Annotated in this window: 23 protein-coding genes and 1 other RNA gene; 8 read left to right on the top strand and 16 right to left on the bottom strand. The window is 36.3% G+C overall.

Going from position 1 to position 22,077, the window contains the following annotated elements:
• Positions 1–30 precede the first annotated feature (30 nt).
• Positions 31–453, bottom strand: a complete 423-nt coding sequence (locus DNK85_RS04890; RefSeq protein ID WP_119328453.1) for an Mpo1 family 2-hydroxy fatty acid dioxygenase — start codon at positions 451–453, stop codon at positions 31–33.
• Positions 454–819: 366 nt separating this feature from the next.
• On the opposite strand from DNK85_RS04890, the gene DNK85_RS04885 reads away from it, so the two are divergent.
• Positions 820–1,905, top strand: a complete 1,086-nt coding sequence (locus DNK85_RS04885; protein WP_162896532.1) for a GGDEF domain-containing protein — start codon at positions 820–822, stop codon at positions 1,903–1,905.
• 30 nt (positions 1,906–1,935) lie between these two features.
• On the opposite strand, the gene DNK85_RS04880 is transcribed toward DNK85_RS04885, so the two are convergent.
• From DNK85_RS04880 to DNK85_RS04850, 8 genes are all read right to left on the bottom strand, one after another.
• The gene (locus tag DNK85_RS04880) at positions 1,936–2,622 is read right to left on the bottom strand and encodes an ABC transporter ATP-binding protein (protein ID WP_235842376.1); all 687 of its coding nucleotides are present in this window, start codon (positions 2,620–2,622) and stop codon (positions 1,936–1,938) included.
• 65 nt (positions 2,623–2,687) lie between these two features.
• Complete coding sequence (locus DNK85_RS04875) at positions 2,688–2,825, bottom strand: hypothetical protein (protein ID WP_208123135.1); 138 nt, start codon at positions 2,823–2,825, stop codon at positions 2,688–2,690.
• Positions 2,826–3,148: 323 nt separating this feature from the next.
• Entirely contained in the window at positions 3,149–3,745 is a 597-nt protein-coding gene (locus DNK85_RS04870) for a GNAT family N-acetyltransferase (RefSeq protein ID WP_119328450.1), read from the bottom strand.
• A gap of 154 nt (positions 3,746–3,899) precedes the next feature.
• Positions 3,900–5,261, bottom strand: coding sequence for a flavin monoamine oxidase family protein (locus tag DNK85_RS04865; protein ID WP_119328449.1), 1,362 nt, complete (start codon positions 5,259–5,261; stop codon positions 3,900–3,902).
• Positions 5,262–5,479: 218 nt separating this feature from the next.
• A complete protein-coding gene (locus DNK85_RS04860) occupies positions 5,480–7,264 on the bottom strand; it encodes an Hsp70 family protein (protein WP_119328448.1) in 1,785 nt (594 codons plus the stop codon).
• A complete protein-coding gene (locus DNK85_RS04855) occupies positions 7,265–7,771 on the bottom strand; it encodes a DUF2760 domain-containing protein (protein WP_119328447.1) in 507 nt (168 codons plus the stop codon).
• Between the two features lie 81 nt (positions 7,772–7,852).
• A complete protein-coding gene (locus tag DNK85_RS11515; protein WP_162896531.1) occupies positions 7,853–8,029 on the bottom strand; it encodes a hypothetical protein in 177 nt (58 codons plus the stop codon).
• A gap of 217 nt (positions 8,030–8,246) precedes the next feature.
• Positions 8,247–8,816 (bottom strand): L-threonylcarbamoyladenylate synthase, encoded by a 570-nt coding sequence (locus DNK85_RS04850; protein WP_119328446.1) that lies wholly within the window; start codon positions 8,814–8,816, stop codon positions 8,247–8,249.
• 188 nt (positions 8,817–9,004) lie between these two features.
• Here DNK85_RS04850 and DNK85_RS04845 point away from each other — a divergent pair, with 188 nt between their 5' ends.
• The 6 genes from DNK85_RS04845 (at position 9,005) to DNK85_RS04820 (ending at position 12,855) form a co-directional block, all read left to right on the top strand.
• Entirely contained in the window at positions 9,005–9,388 is a 384-nt protein-coding gene (locus DNK85_RS04845) for a hypothetical protein (protein ID WP_162896530.1), read from the top strand.
• A gap of 6 nt (positions 9,389–9,394) precedes the next feature.
• Entirely contained in the window at positions 9,395–10,036 is a 642-nt protein-coding gene (locus DNK85_RS04840; RefSeq protein ID WP_119328444.1) for a phosphoribosylanthranilate isomerase, read from the top strand.
• Positions 10,029–10,391 (top strand): ApeI family dehydratase, encoded by a 363-nt coding sequence (locus DNK85_RS04835; RefSeq protein ID WP_119328443.1) that lies wholly within the window; start codon positions 10,029–10,031, stop codon positions 10,389–10,391. Before DNK85_RS04840 ends, DNK85_RS04835 begins: the two co-directional genes overlap by 8 nt.
• The gene (locus tag DNK85_RS04830; protein WP_119328442.1) at positions 10,388–11,128 is read left to right on the top strand and encodes a glycosyltransferase family 2 protein; all 741 of its coding nucleotides are present in this window, start codon (positions 10,388–10,390) and stop codon (positions 11,126–11,128) included. Before DNK85_RS04835 ends, DNK85_RS04830 begins: the two co-directional genes overlap by 4 nt.
• The gene (locus tag DNK85_RS04825) at positions 11,121–12,080 is read left to right on the top strand and encodes an LpxL/LpxP family acyltransferase (RefSeq protein WP_162896529.1); all 960 of its coding nucleotides are present in this window, start codon (positions 11,121–11,123) and stop codon (positions 12,078–12,080) included. The genes DNK85_RS04830 and DNK85_RS04825 overlap by 8 nt, the downstream gene beginning before the upstream one ends.
• 145 nt (positions 12,081–12,225) lie before the next feature.
• A complete protein-coding gene (locus DNK85_RS04820) occupies positions 12,226–12,855 on the top strand; it encodes an outer membrane lipoprotein carrier protein LolA (RefSeq protein ID WP_119328440.1) in 630 nt (209 codons plus the stop codon).
• A 143-nt stretch (positions 12,856–12,998) separates the two neighbouring features.
• Here the strand turns inward: DNK85_RS04820 and aroE are convergent, their stop codons facing one another.
• The 6 genes from aroE to dnaA form a co-directional block, all read right to left on the bottom strand.
• Positions 12,999–13,799: a shikimate dehydrogenase gene (gene aroE / locus DNK85_RS04815; RefSeq protein ID WP_119328439.1), complete on the bottom strand. Its 801-nt coding sequence runs from the start codon at positions 13,797–13,799 to the stop codon at positions 12,999–13,001.
• Between the two features lie 88 nt (positions 13,800–13,887).
• Positions 13,888–14,778 (bottom strand): arginase, encoded by an 891-nt coding sequence (locus DNK85_RS04810; protein WP_162896528.1) that lies wholly within the window; start codon positions 14,776–14,778, stop codon positions 13,888–13,890.
• On the bottom strand, positions 14,771–15,844 hold the full coding sequence (locus tag DNK85_RS04805; RefSeq protein ID WP_119328437.1) for an ornithine cyclodeaminase: 1,074 nt from the start codon (positions 15,842–15,844) through the stop codon (positions 14,771–14,773). The genes DNK85_RS04810 and DNK85_RS04805 overlap by 8 nt, the downstream gene beginning before the upstream one ends.
• A 502-nt stretch (positions 15,845–16,346) precedes the next feature.
• The gene (locus tag DNK85_RS04800; protein ID WP_119328436.1) at positions 16,347–17,309 is read right to left on the bottom strand and encodes a hypothetical protein; all 963 of its coding nucleotides are present in this window, start codon (positions 17,307–17,309) and stop codon (positions 16,347–16,349) included.
• A 520-nt stretch (positions 17,310–17,829) separates the two neighbouring features.
• Complete coding sequence (gene dnaN, locus DNK85_RS04795; RefSeq protein WP_119328435.1) at positions 17,830–18,942, bottom strand: DNA polymerase III subunit beta; 1,113 nt, start codon at positions 18,940–18,942, stop codon at positions 17,830–17,832.
• Between the two features lie 14 nt (positions 18,943–18,956).
• On the bottom strand, positions 18,957–20,471 hold the full coding sequence (dnaA, locus tag DNK85_RS04790) for a chromosomal replication initiator protein DnaA (protein ID WP_119328434.1): 1,515 nt from the start codon (positions 20,469–20,471) through the stop codon (positions 18,957–18,959).
• Positions 20,472–21,101: 630 nt separating this feature from the next.
• Here dnaA and ffs point away from each other — a divergent pair.
• Positions 21,102–21,199: signal recognition particle sRNA small type (ffs, locus tag DNK85_RS04785), an RNA gene on the top strand.
• A 37-nt stretch (positions 21,200–21,236) separates the two neighbouring features.
• On the opposite strand, the gene DNK85_RS04780 is transcribed toward ffs, so the two are convergent.
• The gene (locus tag DNK85_RS04780; protein ID WP_119328433.1) at positions 21,237–22,001 is read right to left on the bottom strand and encodes a glucosaminidase domain-containing protein; all 765 of its coding nucleotides are present in this window, start codon (positions 21,999–22,001) and stop codon (positions 21,237–21,239) included.
• Positions 22,002–22,077: the final 76 nt, after the last annotated feature.

The raw sequence follows: 22,077 nt of genomic DNA, 5'->3' as shown, positions 1-22,077 counted from the left end.
ACCGCCGTAAACGCCATAGAGAGTACTTCACTATTTATTATGATTACATTTGCTAAGAATGTGATTCAAAACCCATAAAGGTGAAATAAGCAAAAACTGCAAATCTTTGAAAAAAGATGGTTTTTTACCCTCAAGTTTGTGTCCAATAAATTGAAAAATCCAGCCAATAATAAATATGGCAAAACTCACCCAGAAAAGGTGTGGCAGTTGATAAAGAATAACAATCATGATAAGTGTAATAACAAGCATATACAGACTAAGTTTTAATGATAATTTCGCATAAAAAATCAAGCTAATAATCACAACAACCCACATAAGCCAAACAGAAATGCTCAACAAAATACCGATAAGGCTAAACATAATCAGTGGCACAAAAATATAGTGAATCGTTTTATTGATTTTGTTTTGATGGCTTTGAGCATATTCATCAAGCCATTGATTAAGTGTTTTCATTGTCAGGTTCCTAGTCGGACATAAGGACTTTAGTTTAGCTTAAGTTATTAATTCTAAACAGTCATATCATAGCCATCAATACGTTATTTTGTATCATTTGCTGATGCAACACTCATGACAAAAGATCCAATAATAATCGTCAGCAACAACAGGTTCTTGAGTAACTTCACCAATCACAAACTATTTTATAGTATTCAAACATCGATTATTAGATACTGACTTCATACTCTTTTATCAAATTTCATCTATAATTAGAGCTACTTTAAGCCACAGCATACCGATTGCAAATCATTTTATGATGTTTGAGTTGTTACACAGTTTGCGATGGGTATAAAACTATAAACAATTATCAAATGGATGTTGGTGATGAGACAAGCAAAAATATGGTTAAACAATAAATTTAACATCAAAAACTCCAGATCATCCTACTGGCATCGTATCCATGTCACACTCATTAGTCTGGCATTAGTTATTATTGGCAACTCAGTGTTTGGTGTTTTGCATTTTGTTACCGAAAAAGAAATTTATGGTGGAGTTTATAGTTATTGTGCAGTCTTATCATATTGCATACCGCTTATTTTATTGAAGTACCGCCATTACTATCTGGCAAAATTCACGCTTGGTGTTTTATTTATTATCAATACCTTTATTTTTACTTATTTTTTGTATCAACCAGAGCTATTAAATTATCTTTTTTTTATGGCAGTACCTCCCTTTAGCAACATGATTTTTGAGGTCAATCAACACAAAACCAAATGGTTTTTATCCCTAACCTCCGTCGCTTTAATGATTTTTTGCGTGACATATCCAAACTATAACTATTTGATTGAGCTGCCACTGAGAGATCAAAAAACAACAAATGTATTTATTCTAATGACCATCACAATTGTCATCGCCACAACCATATCAGTTATTTTATCCGACCTAGAGTATAGCGAGAAACAACTAGAAATCCTGGCGACTACCGACAAGTTAACCAATTTACTCAATCGCAGTGCTTTCCATGATAGCATCAAAGATTTCAAACAATTTACGCATGATGGAGCACCTTATAGTGTGATGTTTATCGATATTGATAAGTTCAAAAAAATCAACGATAAACATGGACATGCAATGGGTGACAAAGTCATCCAGGATGTAGCAAATATTTTAAAGCAGCATACACGAAAGGGTGATATCGTATCGCGCTTTGGTGGTGACGAATACGTGATTCTTTTGCCAAACACCACACTACCACAAGCACAAGAAATCGGCCAAAGACTTAATGCTAAAGTACGCCAAGACATCCCTCAAGTTGGTTCAATTCAAGTTACAATTAGCATTGGCATTGCTAGTAACTTATACTACTCTCTGGAATCAAATAACTTTGAAACCACCTTAAATAAAGCAGATGAAGCACTTTATCAGGTGAAAGCTGCAGGGCGCAATGGCGTTGTTTGTTTACAGGTATAAGATATATATTCACTACAAACTATCACTATCTTACACCTGAATCGTTAAAACCGTATCTTCTTTTTTGCCCACATTTACACTATGCAGCTTTTGCTCTAAAAAATTGATATGCTTTAACACCTCTGGCACGCGCTTACCTCGTAAGCGCGGGATATTTAACGCATGCTCATAGGCGATTTTACCCGGATGATTATCAAAGATAATAACGCGATCAGCCATCATCACAGCTTCTTCGACACTATGGGTTACCAGTACCATTGACTTCGTTGGAATTTGCTTATTAAGCCATAGGTTTAATATATTGCTACGCAAGGTATTTGCCGTGCTAATATCAAGCGACGAAAACGGCTCATCTAAAAATAAAATCTCAGGCTCGACCATTAACGCTCGCGCAAAGCCAACACGTTGTTTCATGCCTCCAGAGAGCTCGTTTACGTAAGCTTTTTCAAAACCTTGTAGTGAGATTTTTTGAATAAGCTCATGCGCTTTTGGCTCACTTATTTTACGCGATATACCCAATGCATCACTGCCAAATAGAATATTGTCAACCACGTTCAACCATGGCAGTAATGCAAAGTTTTGAAACACCATACTCATAGTATCAAGTGGCTTAATCACAGGCTTATCTTTGTAAAGCACAGAACCATAGTTTGGATGTAAAAGTCCTGCAGCAATGCGTAAGAAGCTTGATTTACCAGCACCTGATTTACCTAAGATGGCAACAATTTCATGTTTATGTAATTTAAAGTTGACGCGCCAGCAATCACATTAAACAATACATACTAGGAGGTGCCCGTCATAATCAATGGAATCGCCCAAATGCTTAAACTACCACCACCAAACATGAGTAAAATTACCACAATTGGGAAGAAGATCGGTTGTGGAATTGCTGCCATAACCTGAATGATAGGTTGCAACATTTTGGTGCGTTTTGGTGAAATTCGGCAACAAAATACGTGCAATATGCTTGTTCTTAGCACATACATAACCAACGATCAAGGCAAAAGCAAACGACCATACCATCCCAATGAGTAAGCGCATAACGGTACGCAATTGTAATAAGGCAGATGGCTTGGATCTAGCGATATTGCAGCAACGGATGATTCATTTATAAAGCTTTGATGCATACCAATCAACGCATAATACATTAGCCCAAGCACTGCAATACAGGTCAAGTATTTTTTTAATTTTTATAATATTTATCTAAAAATAATACACTTTTAGTCATAATAAAACTCAATAATCATTGTTTTTGCTGTTTTGTCATTAACTTATAGCTCAAATGCGCTTTAATGGTTTTCCATTCAGAATTGATAATGCTATAAACACAAGTATCACGTAATGTACCGTTGTTCATCTTGCGATGATTGCGCAAAATGCCATCTAATTTAGCACCGATGGACTCTATAGCACGTTGTGATGCAAAATTTAGATGATGCGTTCTAAATTCAACAGCAACACACTTAAAAACCTCAAACGCATGCTCCAAAAGAAGCAGCTTACATGCGACATTAACAGCCGTACCCTGCACGGATTTGGCATACCATGTGCTACCAATTTCCAGACGATTTTGCTCATGATCGATGTTCATATAACTCGTCATGCCCAAAATTTTGCCACTTTTCTGACAAATGACCGTATAGGGCAGCATACTGCCTTGTTGATACAGCTTTAGTCTGCGCTCAATATCTTTCTTCATATCTTCAGGCATAGGCACGATCGTAAACCACAGCTCCCATAAATTGCCATCTTGAGTCGCCTGTTCTAAACCTTCTAAATGTGAAAGAGATAACCGCTCCAAGCGCACTAAGTCATTTGCTAATGTTCTAATCTCTCTCATTTTTTACTCACTATATGTGTTGTAAATATAACTTACTGGACTTACAGATTTTTTCTAAAATGCGCAACTCCAGTAACTTAAAATGGACGTTGGCTGAGCATAAGTCGAAGCCATTATTGCATTTTGACAAACTTCAGCGAAATGCGCATCATTACTATAAATATGGATCCTCAACAATGGCTGTGCGTTTGCGCACATCCTCAGTCAATAGATCAATTTGTAGAATATGATATGCCGAGCGTACACCGCTTAAAAATGCACCATGCACGGTCGATGGAAAATAAAATGACGTTGCCTCACCAGCAAAAAACAGCTTATTATCAACCGGTTTACCTAGTCTTTGCCGGCGTTTTGCCTTAACACCAACCGGTAAATAAGAATAAGAGCCATAACTATATTCATCACTTGCCCAGCGGGTAATGCAATGACTTTTGAGCTTTGGTAAGTTTTCACCATACATATGTTTTAGTGAATCTATAATAAGCGCCAACAACTCGCGATCACTTAATTGCTCAAGTTGCTTACCAACAACACCTGCGGTAAATGCCATCAGGATTGGCTTTTTGGTCAATGGGTAGAAGTTCATCATCTCGCGCGCAATACGATGCTCAGGCGATAAACAAGCAATACTTTGTGCTTCTTTATCCCAAAACACCTCATCAAACTCCAGATAAATTTTATTTAACACACCCATTTCAAGCTGCTGAATAGATTTGCGCTTGGCTTGTGGTAAATAGGGATTAAAGCCAATATCGGCATGCTTTAGCACCCCCAAAGACACACTGACCAAAACATACGTTGCCTGATACTGTTTTGTCTCCGTTGATATCTGTACCAGATCGCCACTATAATCAATATTTTGCACTGGTTCATTTAAATGAATTTCCAAATTTTTTGCCAATAGATCAGCAATTTGCGCATAACCTTCTGGAAATAATCGATCACTTCCTGCAAAATCAATATCTGCATGATGGCTTTCAGCAGAGAGTTCTTTGGCTTCAATCGCATATTCGTATAAAAACAATGTATCGGCAATATAGTCAATATACAGCACATCTTCTTTAGCAATCTGATTGTCAATAATAAATTTTTGTTTAATATCAGCGATAGATCTTAGGTGACTTTCCTCATCGATTTGTACTGCTTCAAGATAATCAAGAAAGTCAGCCATCCAGTTGGCGATTTTAAGTTTTTGTTCGTGACTTAATAACTTAAATTCCTGATCATACATCTCACGATGCACAATATTATCAGGAGATGGACCACACATTTGCGAACGCCATGTGCTAATATTATGCTTTTTGGCTAAGCGTGTAATTGGGTTTTCCTGCACACCATGGATCCATGATGCACCAAGATCAACCACCGCGTCAGCAAAGCACTGACTATGCACTCGCCCACCCACACGATCACGTGCCTCAAGCACCAATACATCAAAACCGTTTAGCATAAGATTATTAGCAGCAGCAAGCCCTGCAACACCCGCACCCACAATAACGACATCATATATTTGCATAAATCTATCCTTATGATATTTACGATAACTATTATATCTAAGCACCTTAACATATGGCAGTATTTCTTAGCATTTGTAAACACATCTGAATCAATGTTAACCCCAAATTAACAACTGCATTTACAAAGACAAAAGAAACAAAGCCAAAGGTAGTAAATCCTTTGCAAAAATAGTAAGTGCAGGCGTGATATCAGCCTAAACTTTTAATAACTGTAGAATTATCGAATCGTTTCAAATGCGATCTTCCATTGATCATTATTCTCTAAGGCTTTGGCAGTTAGCTCCAATGTACCAATTTCAGTGTGCATCGCACTGATATGGACGGGAACTGAAGTGCCATTGGCATAGTTATCTGCAGACAAGGTCAAACGCAGCGGAGATAACTCTATCAACCCAGCCTGCTCCCAATCGGTAAAGATATCGCCTAAACGATCATCCGCACGGTGGTTAGCAGCAAAGAACCTAAACTCAACAGGTTCGCCAACAATCAGTGAGAAAGTTTCTGCCTCGTACACCAGCTCCTCTTCCGCCTCCATACCCTGTACTGCGATACAAAGCGCCTCAATCTGCGGTTGAAACCCTGGTATTGCAGGCATTGGTGACTCAATACCAATATAGAATGAATGCGATGCACCCCCTTTGATGCGAATACCATTGCCTTGTAAAGCATCAGCAAACACACTAGCACCAATAGCAACTGAAGTGTCATACGCGGTATGCTCAAGTTCATATGCCGAAGGATGTCCTTCTTTAGCAAGCCATTTATTAATAATTTGCATTAATTGACGACGTAAAACATGTGGCTTAAATACACCACCATTAAATAATACTGCAGTGGGTGCAATAAATTTTTCATCTGCCTTTGCTTGTTTGCTTAAAAATAAGGCCAGATGCTTGGTAATTGCCGCCTCCTGAGTATAACTTAAAGCAAAACGACTTAAACCGGTACGTGGTGCATTATGTGGATGATCCTCAATAGTGACTTCAGGGAAAAAGCCTTGCAACATGATTTTTTCAACATCTTTTTTCATCAATGTTTCGGATACGGCATTGGCAAAAATATTCGATGAACGTCCAGGAATGGACACAGCAATTTCATTTAAATTATGGTCACTTAATAATTTCTCTTTGGCATTTCTACAACTATGCACTAAAGCCTGCATTTGCCATGGTTCTAAACGCTGACCACTATCTAGTAATTGCTGCTGCACGGTATGCGCTAACATCAGATCAATATTGTCTCCACCAATCAAGATATGGTCACCCACTGCAATGCGTCGTAAAGCTAAATTACCTTCTTCATCTTCGACTCGAATTAAAGAAAAATCTGTCGTGCCACCACCGACATCAATCACGAGAATCACATCGTCAGCATTTAGTTGATCACGCCATTTTTCATGATCATGAATCCAGCCATATAATGAAGCTTGCGGCTCTTCTAGTAAAGTTACCTCTTCAAAATCACAAAGCCGCGCTGCTTCAGCAGTAAGATCACGGGCTGCAGGCTCAAACGATGCAGGAATGGTAATAATGATTTTTTGTTGGAACAGTGGAGCCTCTGGAAAGGTACTATTCCAAGTTTTTTTAATATGCTCAAAATAATGGGTATATGCTTCTAGTGGCGATATGCGCTCGACACCTTCAGCTGCTTGATAGGGTAACAATGCTTTACGCTTATCGATGGTTGCCTGACACAACCAACTCTTAACGCTTGCAATCACTCTATTTGGTGTCGTTTGTGCTTTTGTTTTAGCATATTCACCCACCAAGATAGTGGTTTCACTTTGCCATGGTAAAGCGATATCATCTAGACTCAGCTCCAATGCACTAGGCAGATACAAAAACGATGGCATTAAGGTTTTTGACTCATACTGATTCTTTGCCATAAACTGTGGGATAGCTAACGAGCTAATCACACTGTCATCAGCTATTTTCTTGTAAGTGACCGCACAATTTGTTGTACCTAAATCGATTCCAATCAAATATTTTGCATGATGAGACATTTATAACACCTCCACTTCGGCTGGCTGTAATATATCTAGATTTGCTTCTTTAGCTACTTTTGGCAAGTGCATTTTTTCCACTTTCCAGCCTTGATGAATTAACTTGCCCTTAAAACGAGTACTATGTGCAACATTCCCTGTTAGCTCAACACTATATTTGTCATAATTCCCCTCAAGTGTAATCTCATGGTTTTCCTGATCATGATAAATTGGTGTTAGTGTGCAATATGATTCAAGCGCTTTTTTGCACTGGTCATGAACAACGCGCGCAACATTTGCCACCTGTTCATTATCATAGTGATCAAGGTTTTGCGCGAGGAAATCTAATAGCCGTCCTTTTTTTTGCAAAATAGATAATAACTGCTTAGCAGAATCAGCACTATCTCCAACTTCATCAGGCTTTTCTATCTCCTGCTGATTTGCAAGCTTTGGCTTAACTTCAAGATTTTCAAGCTTACCTTTTATTAAGCAACTTAAGCGTTGCCTCCATGTTAGTTTCACTGGCATATATTACTTTTCTTTGAATAAAAAACTACTCATCATGCATGATAATTAGTTTATCCTATGCCCTTGATGGCGACAAAGCTTTTATTGCTGAAGTTTAATTTCAGCATATTTTTGTAGCCATTTAGCTTTCACATTAACATTATGTGCAATGGTGTGTTCCATCAATATAAATACAATCAAGTAATGAATAACAAAATATGCAATGACAATGGTTGCTGCAACATAAAAAGCTTTATGTTTTTTGATATGCTTTTTCATTCTAACCAACCCAGATGCGTTGTTAATACATCTAATCTAGCAGAAGATAATCCCACTTGATATTAAGGATTTTTTATTGATCATATAAATCGGGAGTTCTATACGTAATGAATGAAAAATAAGTGGAGTTTCAATCATCCCACAAAGCCTAAGCTGCACGACCTCTCCCTCCTTCAAAAGGAGAGGCAATAGCTCATGGTCACTGTATGATATTTGATTATTCTCGCAATATTTCTCCCGTTATTAAATCAATCAGTTTCGATGGTTTAGTCGCAACAAAATCATCTTGTGGATAGATATAATCAACTTTATCATCAAAATAGTTGTATACTTCACCTGCTGACGTTGCCGCAGGCATATTAGATACATTGGCACTGGTTGAAACAATTGCTTGATCAAGCATGTTTGTTAATTCACTTAATAAAGGATGCATACTTAAGCGCACAGCAATGCTCTCAAAAGGCCCTGTCAACCAGCGAAACTCTGGCTTAACAGGCACCACCCAAGTAGTTGCTCTGTCATATGTTTTTTGCAGTTTAGCAAGATGCTCATCTGTTAAGTCTGTCACATCAATAACACGCAGCAAATGTTCGATATTACTCGAAAGTACAATAAACCCTTTATTGGCACTACGTTTTTTAAGTGTCACAATTTTTGCCACTGCATCCGCTTCGAGTATCGTACTTAAGCCATACACAGATTCGGTTGGCAAAGCCAAAACTTTGTGCGCTTTTAATAACAAAACCATCTTTTCAAGATCATCTTTATACATCTTTAATTCTATCATCAATAACTACTAATTAAAAAACGCTAAACACTATAACTGAATGTCAATCTATATGATAGTAGAATAAACATTCAACAGCAGTATTTACGCACGGAAATGTTACAATTAGAATTTAAAATACTTTACACTTGATTATATCTAAACTTTTAGGCACGCTTATGGTAAATGACAAGCAACATGGAGCTGTTATGCAAACCAATGAAATTGATTCTAGATTAAAACTTATTCTTTCCGCTCAAGTTGATAAACTCGATGAATTGGAAAAAGTATGGATGTCAGGATACGCCCATGGCAAACAAAATCAATCGGATGAACTAAATCCCTTCCCGGAAAAAACCGTTGAGCACAACTACTGGGCTGAAGGCTTTGAAGCTGGCGAGTTTGGGGAAGAGCCTTTATTCCCGCAATACATTTCAATACTTACCGAAGAGGCACAAAGTGAAGAAGATCCCCAAGTTGAGAATCGTAAGAGGTTCCATCTAACTAAAGTGGATGGACTTCTTGCAACAACAGGTGTTACTGTTGCAACAGCATCAATGGTTGCCGCAGCATTAATTAACTTTATGGCATAACACAATATGCACACAGCCCGAATTAAAGTTTGTGGTATTACCAATCTTGATGATGCTTTGTATGCTATTGATTGTGGTGTTGATGCACTGGGGTTTGTATTTTATAGTAAATCTCCTCGGTTTATTGATATCCCTAAAGCCAAACAAATTATTAGCCAACTCCCCCCTTTTGTCAGCTGTTGCGGGCTTTTTGTTAATGCAAAGCAGCAGGATATTCAAGCAGGCATTGATGCCAATATTAGCCTTATTCAATTTCATGGAGATGAAACTGCTACAGAATGTGATCAGTTTGACTTCCCTTATATTCGCGCCATTCGAGCTAAGGATTCAGACACACTAATTCATGTGCAAAATGCATACCCTAATGCACGTGGCTTATTGATTGATAGTTATAGTCCTACGCTTTATGGCGGCTCAGGTAAAACCTTCGACTGGTCGACCATTCCAAATGACATGCGCCAGAAAATCATTCTTGCCGGTGGACTTACTGCTGATAACGTGCACTTAGCAATTGAAATGATTAAACCCTATGCGGTTGATGTCAGTGGTGGCGTCGAATCACAAAAGGGGATAAAATGCCGCCAAAAAGTCAAAGCATTTTGTAATGCTGTTCGTAGTATAAATATAACAAGTGATATCAATGATTAATGATCACTCCCGTCTGCCACAAGTCATTCATCAGCGCATTACACAAATTAAAGATGAAACACAAGTTGAACTGGATATCTTATTTCACCATGATTTGGTTTTTTTTAAAGGGCATTTTGAGAATGCCCCCATATTGCCTGGGATTGCTCAGACTGACTTTGTCATCGCATTCTCTGATTATTTTTTAGGTATAGATAAAAAAGCCATCACTAACATTCCACAACTTAAGTTTAGTCGAGTAATTTTACCAAACACCAAATTAAAATTATGCATTAGTAAAAAATCGAATCTTTTGTTATTTCGCTACATTGATAAAGATAATTTAACTTACTCAAGTGGTAAGATCAAACTATGAAACTTGCTGTCCTAATTCCAGTTTATAACCATGGTGATACCTTAGAGCAGATTGTTTCAGCATTGCAGCCTTATGATTTAACTTGCCTTATTGTAGATGATGGTAGTGATGATAAGACAAAGTCTTCTATTGACGCTATTGTTACAAAATTTGATGGGGCACAGAGCATCTCATTGCCACAAAATAGTGGTAAGGGGGCTGCAATCTTAGCTGGGTTTTCCTGGTTATCAAAAAATAACTATACACATGCTTTACAAGTTGATGCAGATAACCAGCACGACTTGGAAGATATCCCCAAGTTTCTGCAAATGGCTTATGATATCCCTGATTCTCTGATTTCAGGCGCGCCAATTTATGATCAAAGCATCCCTAAATCACGCTTATACGGCCGCAAGATCACCAATTTTTGGGTTGTAATCGAAACCTGGAATAAAAAACTCACTGAAAGCATGTGTGGCTTTAGAGTTTATCCCTTAAAAGCACTAACGCCTGTACTGCCCAAAATTCGTGGTATGCGCATGGATTTTGACATTGAGATTCTGATTAAAGCGTATTGGCAAGGCATTAATGTAAACTATGTTCCTACCAAAGTCGTTTACCCCGTTGATGGATGTTCACACTTTCGTTTATGGCGCGATAATCTACATATTTCCTGGCTGCATACTCGACTTTTTTTTGGTATGTTTTACCATATGCCACGACGTTATTTCAAATGCAAAACAAAAAACCATGCATAGTTCAGAAAAAGTAGAACCTCAAAATACTCACTGGTCAAAGCGTCATGAGAAAGGCAGCATTATCGGGCTTAAGCTGACATTATGGACAGTGAAGTTTTTTGGTCGACGCTTCGCATATATTTTGACCTACCCTGTAGTATGGTATTTCTATCTGTCTAGCCGTAAGTCGCGACAAGCAATCAATAGGTATTGTCAAAACGTGCAAGCTTATGCAAAGGCACAGCATATGGATATATCTGTCAAGCCACTGCCTATTTTTATCAACTTTGGTAAGAGTTTGGTTGATAAAATAGCTGTTTGGAATGGGCAGATTACACGTAAAAATTTAAACTTTGCTAACCGTCATGAGCTAATCGAGCGCATTGATCAAAAAAAAGGAACAATTATATTTACCGCCCACCTAGGTACAATTGAGGTGATGCGTGCGATTTCCAACTCATATCCCAATAGTAGGATCAATGCCCTTGTGTTTAACCAACATGCGCAAAAGTTTAATGACGCATTATCGCAAATTAATCCAAGTTCACAATTAAGCTTAATTTCCATTAGTCATTTTGATATGACGCTAGCAATGCAGTTGCAACAAAAAATGGATCAAGGTGAAATTCTTATTATCGCTTGTGATCGCACACCTGCCACGCATATCACCAATAATCGGCGTACGATAAAAGCCAAATTTTTAGGAAAAGACGCCTACTTTCCACAAGGTGGATTTTTATTAGCACATCTGCTTAAGGTACCCGTTTATACGATGTTGTGCCTTAAAAACGGCAAACAATTTGACGTTATTTTTAAGCCTTTTGCCAAGCTTATTAAATTACCACGCAACATACGCGATGAGAGATTAACGGATTATGTGCAACAATATAGTGACTTCCTTGGCGAGTATTGCTTAAAATACTCAACACAGTGGTTTAATTTTTTTGATTTTTGGCTGCATAATGATGAATAAATCCATCATGCATATCACCGATATAGTGATATCACTTTTCGATATTGATAGCTTAAAAATTCATTGATACGGCCATTTTCAAATACTTGAAGATCACACGTTGTGCGCTTTAAGATTCTGATTCAAAAAATTGAAGGGTTTTATCATGATTAACTGTTTTTTAAAACGCGTATGTACAACTTTTGTCGTGTTACCTATGTTATTTAGTTTTGCTTATGCCACAATAGGTAATATCTTTGATCATCCGCTCTCAGCACAGAATGAACAAGCATTTGCTAAAGTTCAAAAACAGCAAGCACAGATCAGTTATGTAACAGGGAACTTCACACAAACTCGCTTTATGAAGCTGCTATCTAAACCACTTAAATCCAGTGGTCGCTTTGAGTTATCAAAAGCAAATGGCCTAAAATGGCTGCAAAAGAAGCCCTTTCAGTCAACTCTGATCGTTACTGAAAATAGTATTAAGCAATCTATAGAAGGTAAGATAGCTGTTGTTATCACCAAAAAAGAACAACCCATCGTTTTCTCCTTTACCACCGTGTTCTTATCGATATTCAAAGGTAATGCAGATGCTTTAAAACAGTATTTTAAAATCTACTTTATGCAAAAAGGTGACACTTGGCATATTGCCCTTAAACCACTAGGTGCACCTCTTAATAAAGCCATTCAAAGTATTGAAATGACCGGCACACAATATGCTTCACGCATATTTGTCAATGAATCGCAAGGCAATCAAATGCTGATTGAATTTAGTGATGTCAAAGCATTAGATTAGCCAAGGCAACGACTGACGCCTCAACATCAAACGATTTATTAACCACCTAATCAAATTTACAAGCCAAATCTTCCCTAGTAATGTAACAATTGTGGTTTAATCATACGTTACATGCAACAAATGATTTTACGCATCAAGTTGAATTACTGAACCTCCACTCCACGCCAATGTTGAAAGGCTATTTTACTTAGCTCCAACAACATGCCCTTACCATCTATTGCCTTAATATTGTTTGACTGACACCATGTGGTAAAAACCGTGCCATTTGGCGCATACATTAAATCGTATGCCAAAGCATTACTAGCGAAATTATTAAGTTGTAACGGTAAATTTTCCTTAGCAACGCTAGCAGAAGTTGCATTGATGATGATATCAAACTCACCTTCAATCTCATCCAATGCACAGGCGTGAAGTTTGATAGCACTATTTGTAGAGCGTGCTACTAGGCTGTATGCTTTTTCTTTGGTACGATTAGTAATTGTAATACTTTTAGGGTTTTCACGCACAATAGCTCCTAGAATACCTTTAGCCGCACCTCCAGCGCCCAGGATTAGAATTCGCTTGTTTTGTAAGCTAATATTTAAATTATTTTTAATATCATTTACCAAGCCCAAGCCATCAAGATTTAAACCAATAAACGCACGATTGCTATTGATAACGACATTGCTAACTGCTTCGGCTTCTTGTGCTAAATCATCCAATTTATCGCAATAGTGGTATAATGCTTCTTTAAACGGCAAGGTAACGCTCAAGCCTTTCACCATAGGATCAAGGCGCAGCACATTCAAGGTTTGCTCTAAATTATCAGGACAAATCTCTAATGCCTCATAACGCATAATTTGTCCTGTTTGAGAAGCAAAATCTGTGTGAATCTTTGGTGATAAACTATGTTTAACGGGATTACCTATCACGTAATATCGATCTATTTTTTGCTCTGCTAGCATCTACGCTATCCTTTGTTATTTTAGATATTAGGAGACTATTGAAGCATTTTCATAGATAACTGAACAGTGTTTTATCAGTCACAATTTCTTATATAAATAACGATGCAAACTCACCGTTATTTTCTGACAAAAAACTGTCATTCTCCGTGATTGCAGCAATGATATTTGCCATTACTTCAACACCTTTATCGTTATGATCTAAGGTTGGATTATATTCAGTAATTTCAAGACCAATCAGCTGCTCTTTTGGCATGTCTTTAAAACTTGCTAAAACATCAGGAAGCGAAACCCCATCTTCAACCGGTGTGCCTAATGCATCAAGATACTGTGGATCCAAGCCATCTAAGTCAAAGCTAATACCAAAAGGAATTTCTTTTGATTTAAAATGCTTCATCGCGGAGTCAAAACAATGTTTAAAACCAAGTGCATGCACATCTTCCATCATAAAGACTTGAACACCCAAACTTTTCAAAATTGCTTGCTCAGGCTCTTCAAATGAACGAATACCGATTAAGACAACATTTTCAGGTTTAAGTTTAGGATTATCTGATAATATTTTTGTCATTTTATCATCGCCATAGCCCATTAATGCAGCTACTGGCATACCATGCAAATTACCACTATGCGAGCTTTCAGTGGTATGTGCATCCATATGTGCATCTATCCAAATAAGTCCAAACTCTCCAGTGGCAGCATGAACACCTGACCAAGTACCTACCGCACAACTGTGATCACCACCAATGGTAATAAACTTATCCCCTTGCTCAATAACATTTTTTGTTACCTGGGCAAGCTCAGTTGAAAATGTATTTAATGCATTAAGCGCTAAAAGACGTCTTTGTGACCCTTCAAAATAAACCGTCTTTTGCCACAGCTGCTCTAATTGCAACTTAGTTTTCACACGATCTGGTGCCTGCTCACAACCAACGATACCGGCACAGTTGCCAACACTTGCGCCTATAAAACGATAGCTAGACATTAGCATGCACCTCTTTGATTTGTAGTGCACTATTATCTGTGTTGTTATTTAATACAGAGAACAAATCCTTGGGGTCTTTTAGTGCAGGAATCATATTCATCGGCACACCGATATTGTATTTCTCAGCCAATTGATGTGTAAGCTTCAATGCCGAAAAATCTTCCAAAGCAAAACCGACTGAGTCAAATACAGTAATCTCATTCTGATTGATACGCCCTTGTTTTTCACCTGAGATAAGCTGCCATAATTCGGCATAAACAATTTTCTTTGCTTCATCTTCCGTAAAGTGTTGAATCTCACCTTCAATAAAAGATTGTTCAAAGAACTCAACCACTACTTTAGCGCGTGGTAGTATCGCTTGATCCAACTCTGTTTTACCAGGGCAATCACCACCTAAACCATTGATATGCACACCTTCTTTGACCCAAGCATTCTCAATAACAACAGCATGCGCTTTGCAAGCGGTACAAACCGTAATAATATCAGCATTCTTAACAGCTTCTTCATTGCTTGAACAAGGGATTAATTCAAAATCATAAGCTTGCATATTTTTCTCAAAACGACGCATCGCCTGTGGGTCGATATCATGATAACGAATGGTCTTAATATCACGCACAATGGCTGTTGCTAATGCTTGAAAGTCACTTTGTGCACCCGTTCCAATTAAGGCTAAGGTTTTTGCGTCTTTACGTGCTAAATAGTCTGTCGCTAACGCTGAAGTTGCTGCTGTACGCAACCCTGTTAAAACGGTCATTTCGGATATCAATAATGGATGACCATCAGCGACCTTAGATAACTGTCCCGTTGCCACAATCGTTTGCTTATTCTGTAATGGATTTTTTGGGTGTCCATTAACATACTTATAGGCAAATAACTCTTTATCCGCTGTCGGCATTAACTCAATAACACCATCTGGCACATGAAATGCTGGTCGAGGGATTTTATCAAACTCCTGCCAGCGCAAGAAGTCGCCTTTTAAGGTTGTCATTAAGTCAACTAAATATTGTCTTAACCCATGTTTATGTATAAGCTCAGCCAATTTTTCAACTGAAATTATTTTAATCATTTTATTCCTCCTGTCCCACATTGTTGTATACCGCCCATAAAACATTTTGCAGTATTATACCAATGTAAACTAAATGTATAGTGCATATTTTTTTAAAATATTATGCCAAAACACGCCATCTGCCATAGACAAATCGATGTGCTTTTTCTGTATATTTGCGACAAGAGCTAATATAAGTTTAATAATCAAAAATAGCAAATAAGTTTAGCCAGATTATCACACGGAGACTTCGATCATGCATCTTTTTTTAAAGACTATACTTCGCTCCTCTGAAAAAGCATAAAATTCAGATAGCGCGCTATATTCAGTAAACAAACAGGCATAAACAACATCCGTTTTATAGATTGGTGAAAATGCACCACTAGTTATATAACCGAATTGATTAGTAACCATAATGCTTGGTCGCCTATAATTTAGTCTATTTTTGCAGATTTTACATGACTATTCCCAATTTTAGCATAGCCCAAAAACATTGAGTTTACTTAATATCAAGGATATCCTCTTACCTGAAATTTAGTTCGTAAAGCTCCGAATTATTGCTCTTAACTAAAATTTCTTTCGAAAATGGGCAAATAAAGTCAAGATGAGGAGTTTCTTTGCCCATTCCTATTCCAACATGAAAACCATATGTGCTTTCATTAATTAATGAGTTTTGACTCCAATCAACGGAGTTTTTTCCTTCTTGAGTTAAGCAACCAAATGCAAATTCAGTTGGGTATAGGAAACGTTCCTTATTGTATGTTTCTTTGAAAAAATTAATATGTGAATTACCATTTATAATAATATTTGATATTTCCCCATCTTCAATTACTAAGTAGTTATTCTTACTTAAGGATGCTTCTTTTAATAATTCATTAAGCTTATCTATTACATGTTTTTGTGATTTTAAAGCTTGATTGTTACATAGGTATATAAATCCTGAAAATGGCATGGAACCAGAAAGAGAAAATGAAGATTTTGAGCTTTTAATATTAACAATAGAAGATTCAAACCATTCAGCAATAGAGTAAACCCACCCTTGGTTTAAAATTTCATCTTTATTAGCTACTTCAATTTCATCAGATACAAAAATATTAAGCTGACTTTTCTGTGAGTTAATGGTTATCTTATTTGAATTTTCAATAAACGCATAAAATTTTTTTCTTCTTTCTAATGATTCTAATGCACGGCCATTAAAAAGATTATTTAAACTGTACTTTATTGTTTTTAGATCAGTATTAAATTTAGCGAGAGCAATATGAGAAATCAATGATTTTGATACTCCCCACCACTCTTTCATTTTATCAAGTGATTCATAATGTTCTAGAAGAGCAAAACAAACACCATCTTTCTGGTGATTATACTTATCAAAAGACCTTATATCTTTAAATCCAAATTCCTCTAAAATTTTTCTAGAGTTTTTTCCATCACATAAAGTAATTAATTGACGTTTTGAAAGCTTATCAAAATAAACATGGTAATCCATATAAACCCTTAATATAAAAAATGAATAGATACCCACGGGCTCACCCCGTGGTACTCTGTCTACGACCGCATAGAAATAAATTACATTATTGATATTTTTTTAGTGAAAAAATACTTACATAATTACCAATAGACATTTTGTTCAGCTATTCTTTCTTCCAATGGTATTTCTACAACTTCCTTTTCCATAATTAACTCCTTGTTGATATTTTTAGTGAAACAATACTTACATAAATTACCAATAGACATTTTGTTCAGCTATTCTTTCTTCCAATGGTATTTCCACAACTTTCTTTTCCATAATTAACTCCTTGTTAATATTTTTAGTGAAACAATGCTTACATAATTACCAATAGACATTTTGTTCAGCTATTCTTTCTTCTAATGGTATTTCTACAACTTTCTTTTCCATATATTAACTCCTTTTTTGTTTATCCCAGCAATTGAGAATATAACATAAAGCGGCATTAGAAATTGAACGAAAAATATGAAACGGTAGGTGAAAATAGGTAATCAAAAATTTATAACTTAATTGGACTCACTACATAGGTACTACGACTATCACTATCTTTAATAAGCAGGCTCATTTGTGGATTATCAAAATAAAAATCAATATCTTCAGAATCTAAGACATCAACAATATTTAGAAGATAATTAACATTAAACCCAATCTCCATTGGTTGATCACTATATTTCACTTCCATTTGATCTTGTGCTTCTTCATGCTCGGGATTATTTGCTGATAATAACAAAGTATTATCCTTAAGTTCTAAGCGCACACCACGATAAGTTTCATTTGAGAGGATAGCTGTGCGCAATAATGCTTGCTTTAATTCAATTCGATTAGCTACTAACAACTTAGTATTATTCGGTGGAACCACTCTTGTGTAATCAGGAAAACGCCCTTCAATAAGTTTTGATGTAAACTGAAAATCGGGCAAGATGATTCTGAAATAGTTTTTGCCAATTTGCACTTCAATTTCGGCATCTTCAGATGCTGATAAAGTACGCTCTAGCTCTTTAATAGCCTTACTTGGTACAATAATTTGTAGACTATCTAAGAAAGTATCTTCTATCAAGATTTCAGAGCTTGCCATGCGATGTCCATCCGTGGCAACTGTGCGAAATCGATCGTTGTTAACTTCCCATAGCATACCATTTAAAAAATAGCGCACATCATTATTTGCCATGGCAAATTTTACACGCTTAATCGCTGAATTAAGCTGAGCATATGATAACTTAAACATTGCTCTACCAGTATCTTCATTCATCACTGGAAAGGAGGATGCCTTCAAGACTGACATGGTAAATTTACTACGATTACAAGCAATTAATACACGCCCATTTTCTTCTTCTGTAATTTTAACCGATGCGCCTTCTGGTAAATTACGTATAATATCATGAAGCTTTTTAGCAGGAATTGCGATACTACCATCGTGAGATGCTTGTTCAAGTTCAACATAACCAACAATTTCCGTCTCTAAGTCAGAAGCTTTTAGACGTAGCTTACCCTCCTTTATAATAAATAATACTGAGCTAAGCACTGGTATTGTATGTTTTTTTTCAGCAATCAATACTAGACCTTGTAATGGCTTTAACAATGCATCGCGAGAAAGTGTAAATTGTAACATCATATATCCCCTGGAAATTAATGCGCTAATTTGCGCGATAAGTTTTGATAATCATCCTGTATATCAACATTATTGACGATCAGTTTTTTTATAGTTCTGACAGCATGTAAAACCGTAGTGTGATCTCTACCACCGAAAAAGCCGCCAATTTCAGGCAAACTATGATTGGTAAATTCTTTGGCTAACGCCATTGCCATTTGTCTTGGCCGCGCGACATCACGACTTTTTTGTTTTGATAATAAATCCGTAATTTTAATATTATAATAATCTGCAACAACACGCTGAATATTGTCTACTTTGACAATTTTATCCTGGATAGAAATAACATCTTTCAAGCATTCATAAGCAAGTTTTTCATCGATAGCTTTTTTGTTAAATTGGGCATAGTTAAGTACTCTTCTTAATGCCCCTTCTAATTCTCTTACATTTGAACGAATATGCTTTGCCATAAAAAGCGCCACATTTTGATCAATAGGTCTCCCAAATTGACTTGACTTATGTAACAAAATAGCACTTCGCGTCTCAAGATCAGGAATATCAATGGTTACGGTCAAACCATAACCAAAGCGTGAGACCAAGCGCTCTTCTAATTTAGGGATTTCCTTGGGGTATTTATCACAAGATAAAACAACCTGTTTACCATTCTCAAGCAAAGTATTGAATGTGTGAAAAAACTCCTCTTGAGAACCCGCTTTACCGGCAATAAATTGGATATCATCGACTAATAACACATCGACTGATCGATAAAAATTCTGAAACTCATCTCCAGAATGTAAACGTACAGCATCAACATAGTCTTTAACAAAACGCTCAGATGTCACATATAATACTTTTGCTGTTGGATTATTGTATAGTACATAGTTACCTATGGCATGCATTAAATGTGTTTTACCTAAACCACTGCCACCATAGATAAATAATGGATTATAGGCCAACCCTGGATTAATAGAAACCTGCATAGCTGCAGCACGTGCTACTTCATTTGCTTTACCGACAACAAAATTATCAAAATTATATTCTTTTTTTAACGGTGAACCAAAATCAACACGCTTTTGATCTTTTGGAACAGATAATGCTTCATCAAAACCATAAAGCTCTCTAGAAATACCTGTATTTTCATCCACTTCAAATTCATTTTGATCATTTGCAAAGTCATCATTCTCAACTAAGGCATCCACAACTAAAGGCGTAGCTGGAACATTCTTAGTAAAAAGATCAGTTTGTGGGCCTACACTACTTTTTACCACTTGTGCTTGCGTCGCTGTGCTTTGTATATCCACAATTTGACAGTCACTACTCTTTTTTACTGAAAACTCAACAATTAAATGATGATTTTTTTTGTATTTTTTCAAGGTATCCACAAGAACATATTCGTATTTGGTTTTAACCCAACCAAGAAAATAATTATTCGGTGCATAAATTGTGAATAAATTACCTTGATCATTTGTTTTTAATGGTGTTATCCATATTCTATACTCTTGTTCAGACAAGTTGTCTTTTAAATAATCCAAACATTGTGACCAAACATTCATATTTACAATGCATCCTATATATATCAAGGCTTTCTAACAAGAATTTAAACCATTAAATATGCTAGAAAAAATTTATATTTTTAAATTAACTTCGGATTATATCAAAGCTTTCACAGCATGCAATGCTTGCTATGAAAGTCTGTGGATAACTTTGTGGATATCTGTGTGAATTACTTGTTAATTGCATTGTGAATAATCCTGTGCACAAGGATGTTCATATCCTTTTGGATTTTTTTGTGGAAAAAAGATAGACATCCAAAAAGGATAAACGACTCACATAGTACAAACAGGAAATACACACAGCTGTCCACAAAACTATACACAACTGCAAGCTTTATAATAAAAGGCCTTTAACTAACTTATCCACAAATATCCACAAACCAATAACAGAAAAAACAATATAAAATAAATCCTCTTTTTAAAAAAATAAATATGGAAAGAGTAAAAAGAAAGTGGATAAGAATAAAAAAATAAAACACTCAATAAAAACTTTTATAAACAGATATAATACTTCCAAACATTTATTGTGAATATTTTATTAAATATAAAAACACCAAAGAGGTAATCTGTGAATTATTACAAAATAAAGATTGAAAAGACTTTTAAAAATATGAATAATGGCAACCGCTGGTTTGGTTCTCTTGCGACACTAGTTTATGAACCCCGTCAGGTCCGGAAGGAAGCAGCGGTAATAGATGATGTGTGTGCCGAGATGTAAGCTAAACCAGTAATATACCGTTCATTAACCATTTTACAAGCGGTATATCAGTTATATTGATATAGGTTGTTGTAATCCATGGTTGAAATAATACGTTTTTCGTATTCACCATCTTTAAGTTCTGAATAATGAACGAGCGTTTTAATAAGATCTTTACCGGTTATTGGCTTATCTTCTCGCGTGAGCTTTGCACGTAATTCACGAAATTCTTGAAAATTAGTACCTGTATTTAACAGATTAAAATAAGACTGTACACTATCTTTAGGTGATAGAAAAACTTGTACTTCATTGATAGCACCAGGTGTACGTTGTTTAGGAACAATACCACAACCTTTGGTAAAGCAATGCTGACCGAAATAATTATTGCCATCGACTGCAAATCGTGAGGTGCCCCAACCTGTTTCAATCGCTGCTTGTGCAAGTACCATGCTTGTTGGGACCGTATTGACTTTAACCAATAGCTCCTTTACAACTTGAATAAGTGCATTTTGCTCAAAGTTAACTTTGTACTGTTGGCATAATATAGATAATTGTCTTTGCTGTGATTTAGAGATTCTTCTATTTTGTTTAAGAACTGCTAATATACTTTCTAGTGATTGACGATGTGTTAAAACATCCTTTTGTACTTGATGAATAAATGGCAACATATAATCTATAAATGCTTGTTTGCGGTCATTTACATTACTAATTGCTTGAAAATCAGGTTTGCTTGTCACTGGTTTCGTATTCTTAGAGCAGCTGATTATAAAAGAAGCTAAACTAATAGCAAAAAGCCAAGAGATTGATAGCCGTAATAAGTTAGTATTTTTCATTGTTTAGAACCCTCTTTTTATTATTTCTTTTCTTTTTATATAGCGAATCTTCAGTATAGACTACCAAGAAAGGTTG

Origin of the sequence: Cysteiniphilum halobium (genome assembly GCF_003574425.1) — a bacterium.
Classification (GTDB): Bacteria; Pseudomonadota; Gammaproteobacteria; order Francisellales; family Francisellaceae; genus Caedibacter; species Caedibacter halobius.
The sequence above is the reverse complement of the archived record's forward strand: the minus strand, read 5'-3'. Positions and strand labels throughout refer to the sequence as shown.

Excerpts from the sequence above, each read along its gene's own strand:
- DNK85_RS04890 (WP_119328453.1), bottom strand. The coding sequence starts at position 453 with ATGAAAACACTTAATCAATGGCTTGATGAATATGCTCAAAGCCATCAA.
- DNK85_RS04830 (WP_119328442.1), top strand. The coding sequence starts at position 10,388 with ATGAAACTTGCTGTCCTAATTCCAGTTTATAACCATGGTGATACCTTA.
- DNK85_RS04845 (WP_162896530.1), top strand. The coding sequence starts at position 9,005 with ATGCAAACCAATGAAATTGATTCTAGATTAAAACTTATTCTTTCCGCT.
- DNK85_RS04820 (WP_119328440.1), top strand. The coding sequence starts at position 12,226 with ATGATTAACTGTTTTTTAAAACGCGTATGTACAACTTTTGTCGTGTTA.
- DNK85_RS04875 (WP_208123135.1), bottom strand. The coding sequence starts at position 2,825 with ATGTTGCAACCTATCATTCAGGTTATGGCAGCAATTCCACAACCGATC.
- DNK85_RS04850 (WP_119328446.1), bottom strand. The coding sequence starts at position 8,816 with ATGATAGAATTAAAGATGTATAAAGATGATCTTGAAAAGATGGTTTTG.
- DNK85_RS11515 (WP_162896531.1), bottom strand. The coding sequence starts at position 8,029 with ATGAAAAAGCATATCAAAAAACATAAAGCTTTTTATGTTGCAGCAACC.
- DNK85_RS04835 (WP_119328443.1), top strand. The coding sequence starts at position 10,029 with ATGATTAATGATCACTCCCGTCTGCCACAAGTCATTCATCAGCGCATT.
- DNK85_RS04780 (WP_119328433.1), bottom strand. The coding sequence starts at position 22,001 with ATGAAAAATACTAACTTATTACGGCTATCAATCTCTTGGCTTTTTGCT.
- aroE (WP_119328439.1), bottom strand. The coding sequence starts at position 13,799 with ATGCTAGCAGAGCAAAAAATAGATCGATATTACGTGATAGGTAATCCC.
- DNK85_RS04885 (WP_162896532.1), top strand. The coding sequence starts at position 820 with ATGAGACAAGCAAAAATATGGTTAAACAATAAATTTAACATCAAAAAC.
- DNK85_RS04810 (WP_162896528.1), bottom strand. The coding sequence starts at position 14,778 with ATGTCTAGCTATCGTTTTATAGGCGCAAGTGTTGGCAACTGTGCCGGT.
- DNK85_RS04805 (WP_119328437.1), bottom strand. The coding sequence starts at position 15,844 with ATGATTAAAATAATTTCAGTTGAAAAATTGGCTGAGCTTATACATAAA.
- DNK85_RS04840 (WP_119328444.1), top strand. The coding sequence starts at position 9,395 with ATGCACACAGCCCGAATTAAAGTTTGTGGTATTACCAATCTTGATGAT.
- dnaN (WP_119328435.1), bottom strand. The coding sequence starts at position 18,942 with ATGATGTTACAATTTACACTTTCTCGCGATGCATTGTTAAAGCCATTA.
- dnaA (WP_119328434.1), bottom strand. The coding sequence starts at position 20,471 with ATGAATGTTTGGTCACAATGTTTGGATTATTTAAAAGACAACTTGTCT.
- DNK85_RS04800 (WP_119328436.1), bottom strand. The coding sequence starts at position 17,309 with ATGGATTACCATGTTTATTTTGATAAGCTTTCAAAACGTCAATTAATT.
- DNK85_RS04860 (WP_119328448.1), bottom strand. The coding sequence starts at position 7,264 with ATGTCTCATCATGCAAAATATTTGATTGGAATCGATTTAGGTACAACA.
- DNK85_RS04855 (WP_119328447.1), bottom strand. The coding sequence starts at position 7,771 with ATGCCAGTGAAACTAACATGGAGGCAACGCTTAAGTTGCTTAATAAAA.
- DNK85_RS04870 (WP_119328450.1), bottom strand. The coding sequence starts at position 3,745 with ATGAGAGAGATTAGAACATTAGCAAATGACTTAGTGCGCTTGGAGCGG.
- DNK85_RS04865 (WP_119328449.1), bottom strand. The coding sequence starts at position 5,261 with ATGCAAATATATGATGTCGTTATTGTGGGTGCGGGTGTTGCAGGGCTT.
- DNK85_RS04825 (WP_162896529.1), top strand. The coding sequence starts at position 11,121 with ATGCATAGTTCAGAAAAAGTAGAACCTCAAAATACTCACTGGTCAAAG.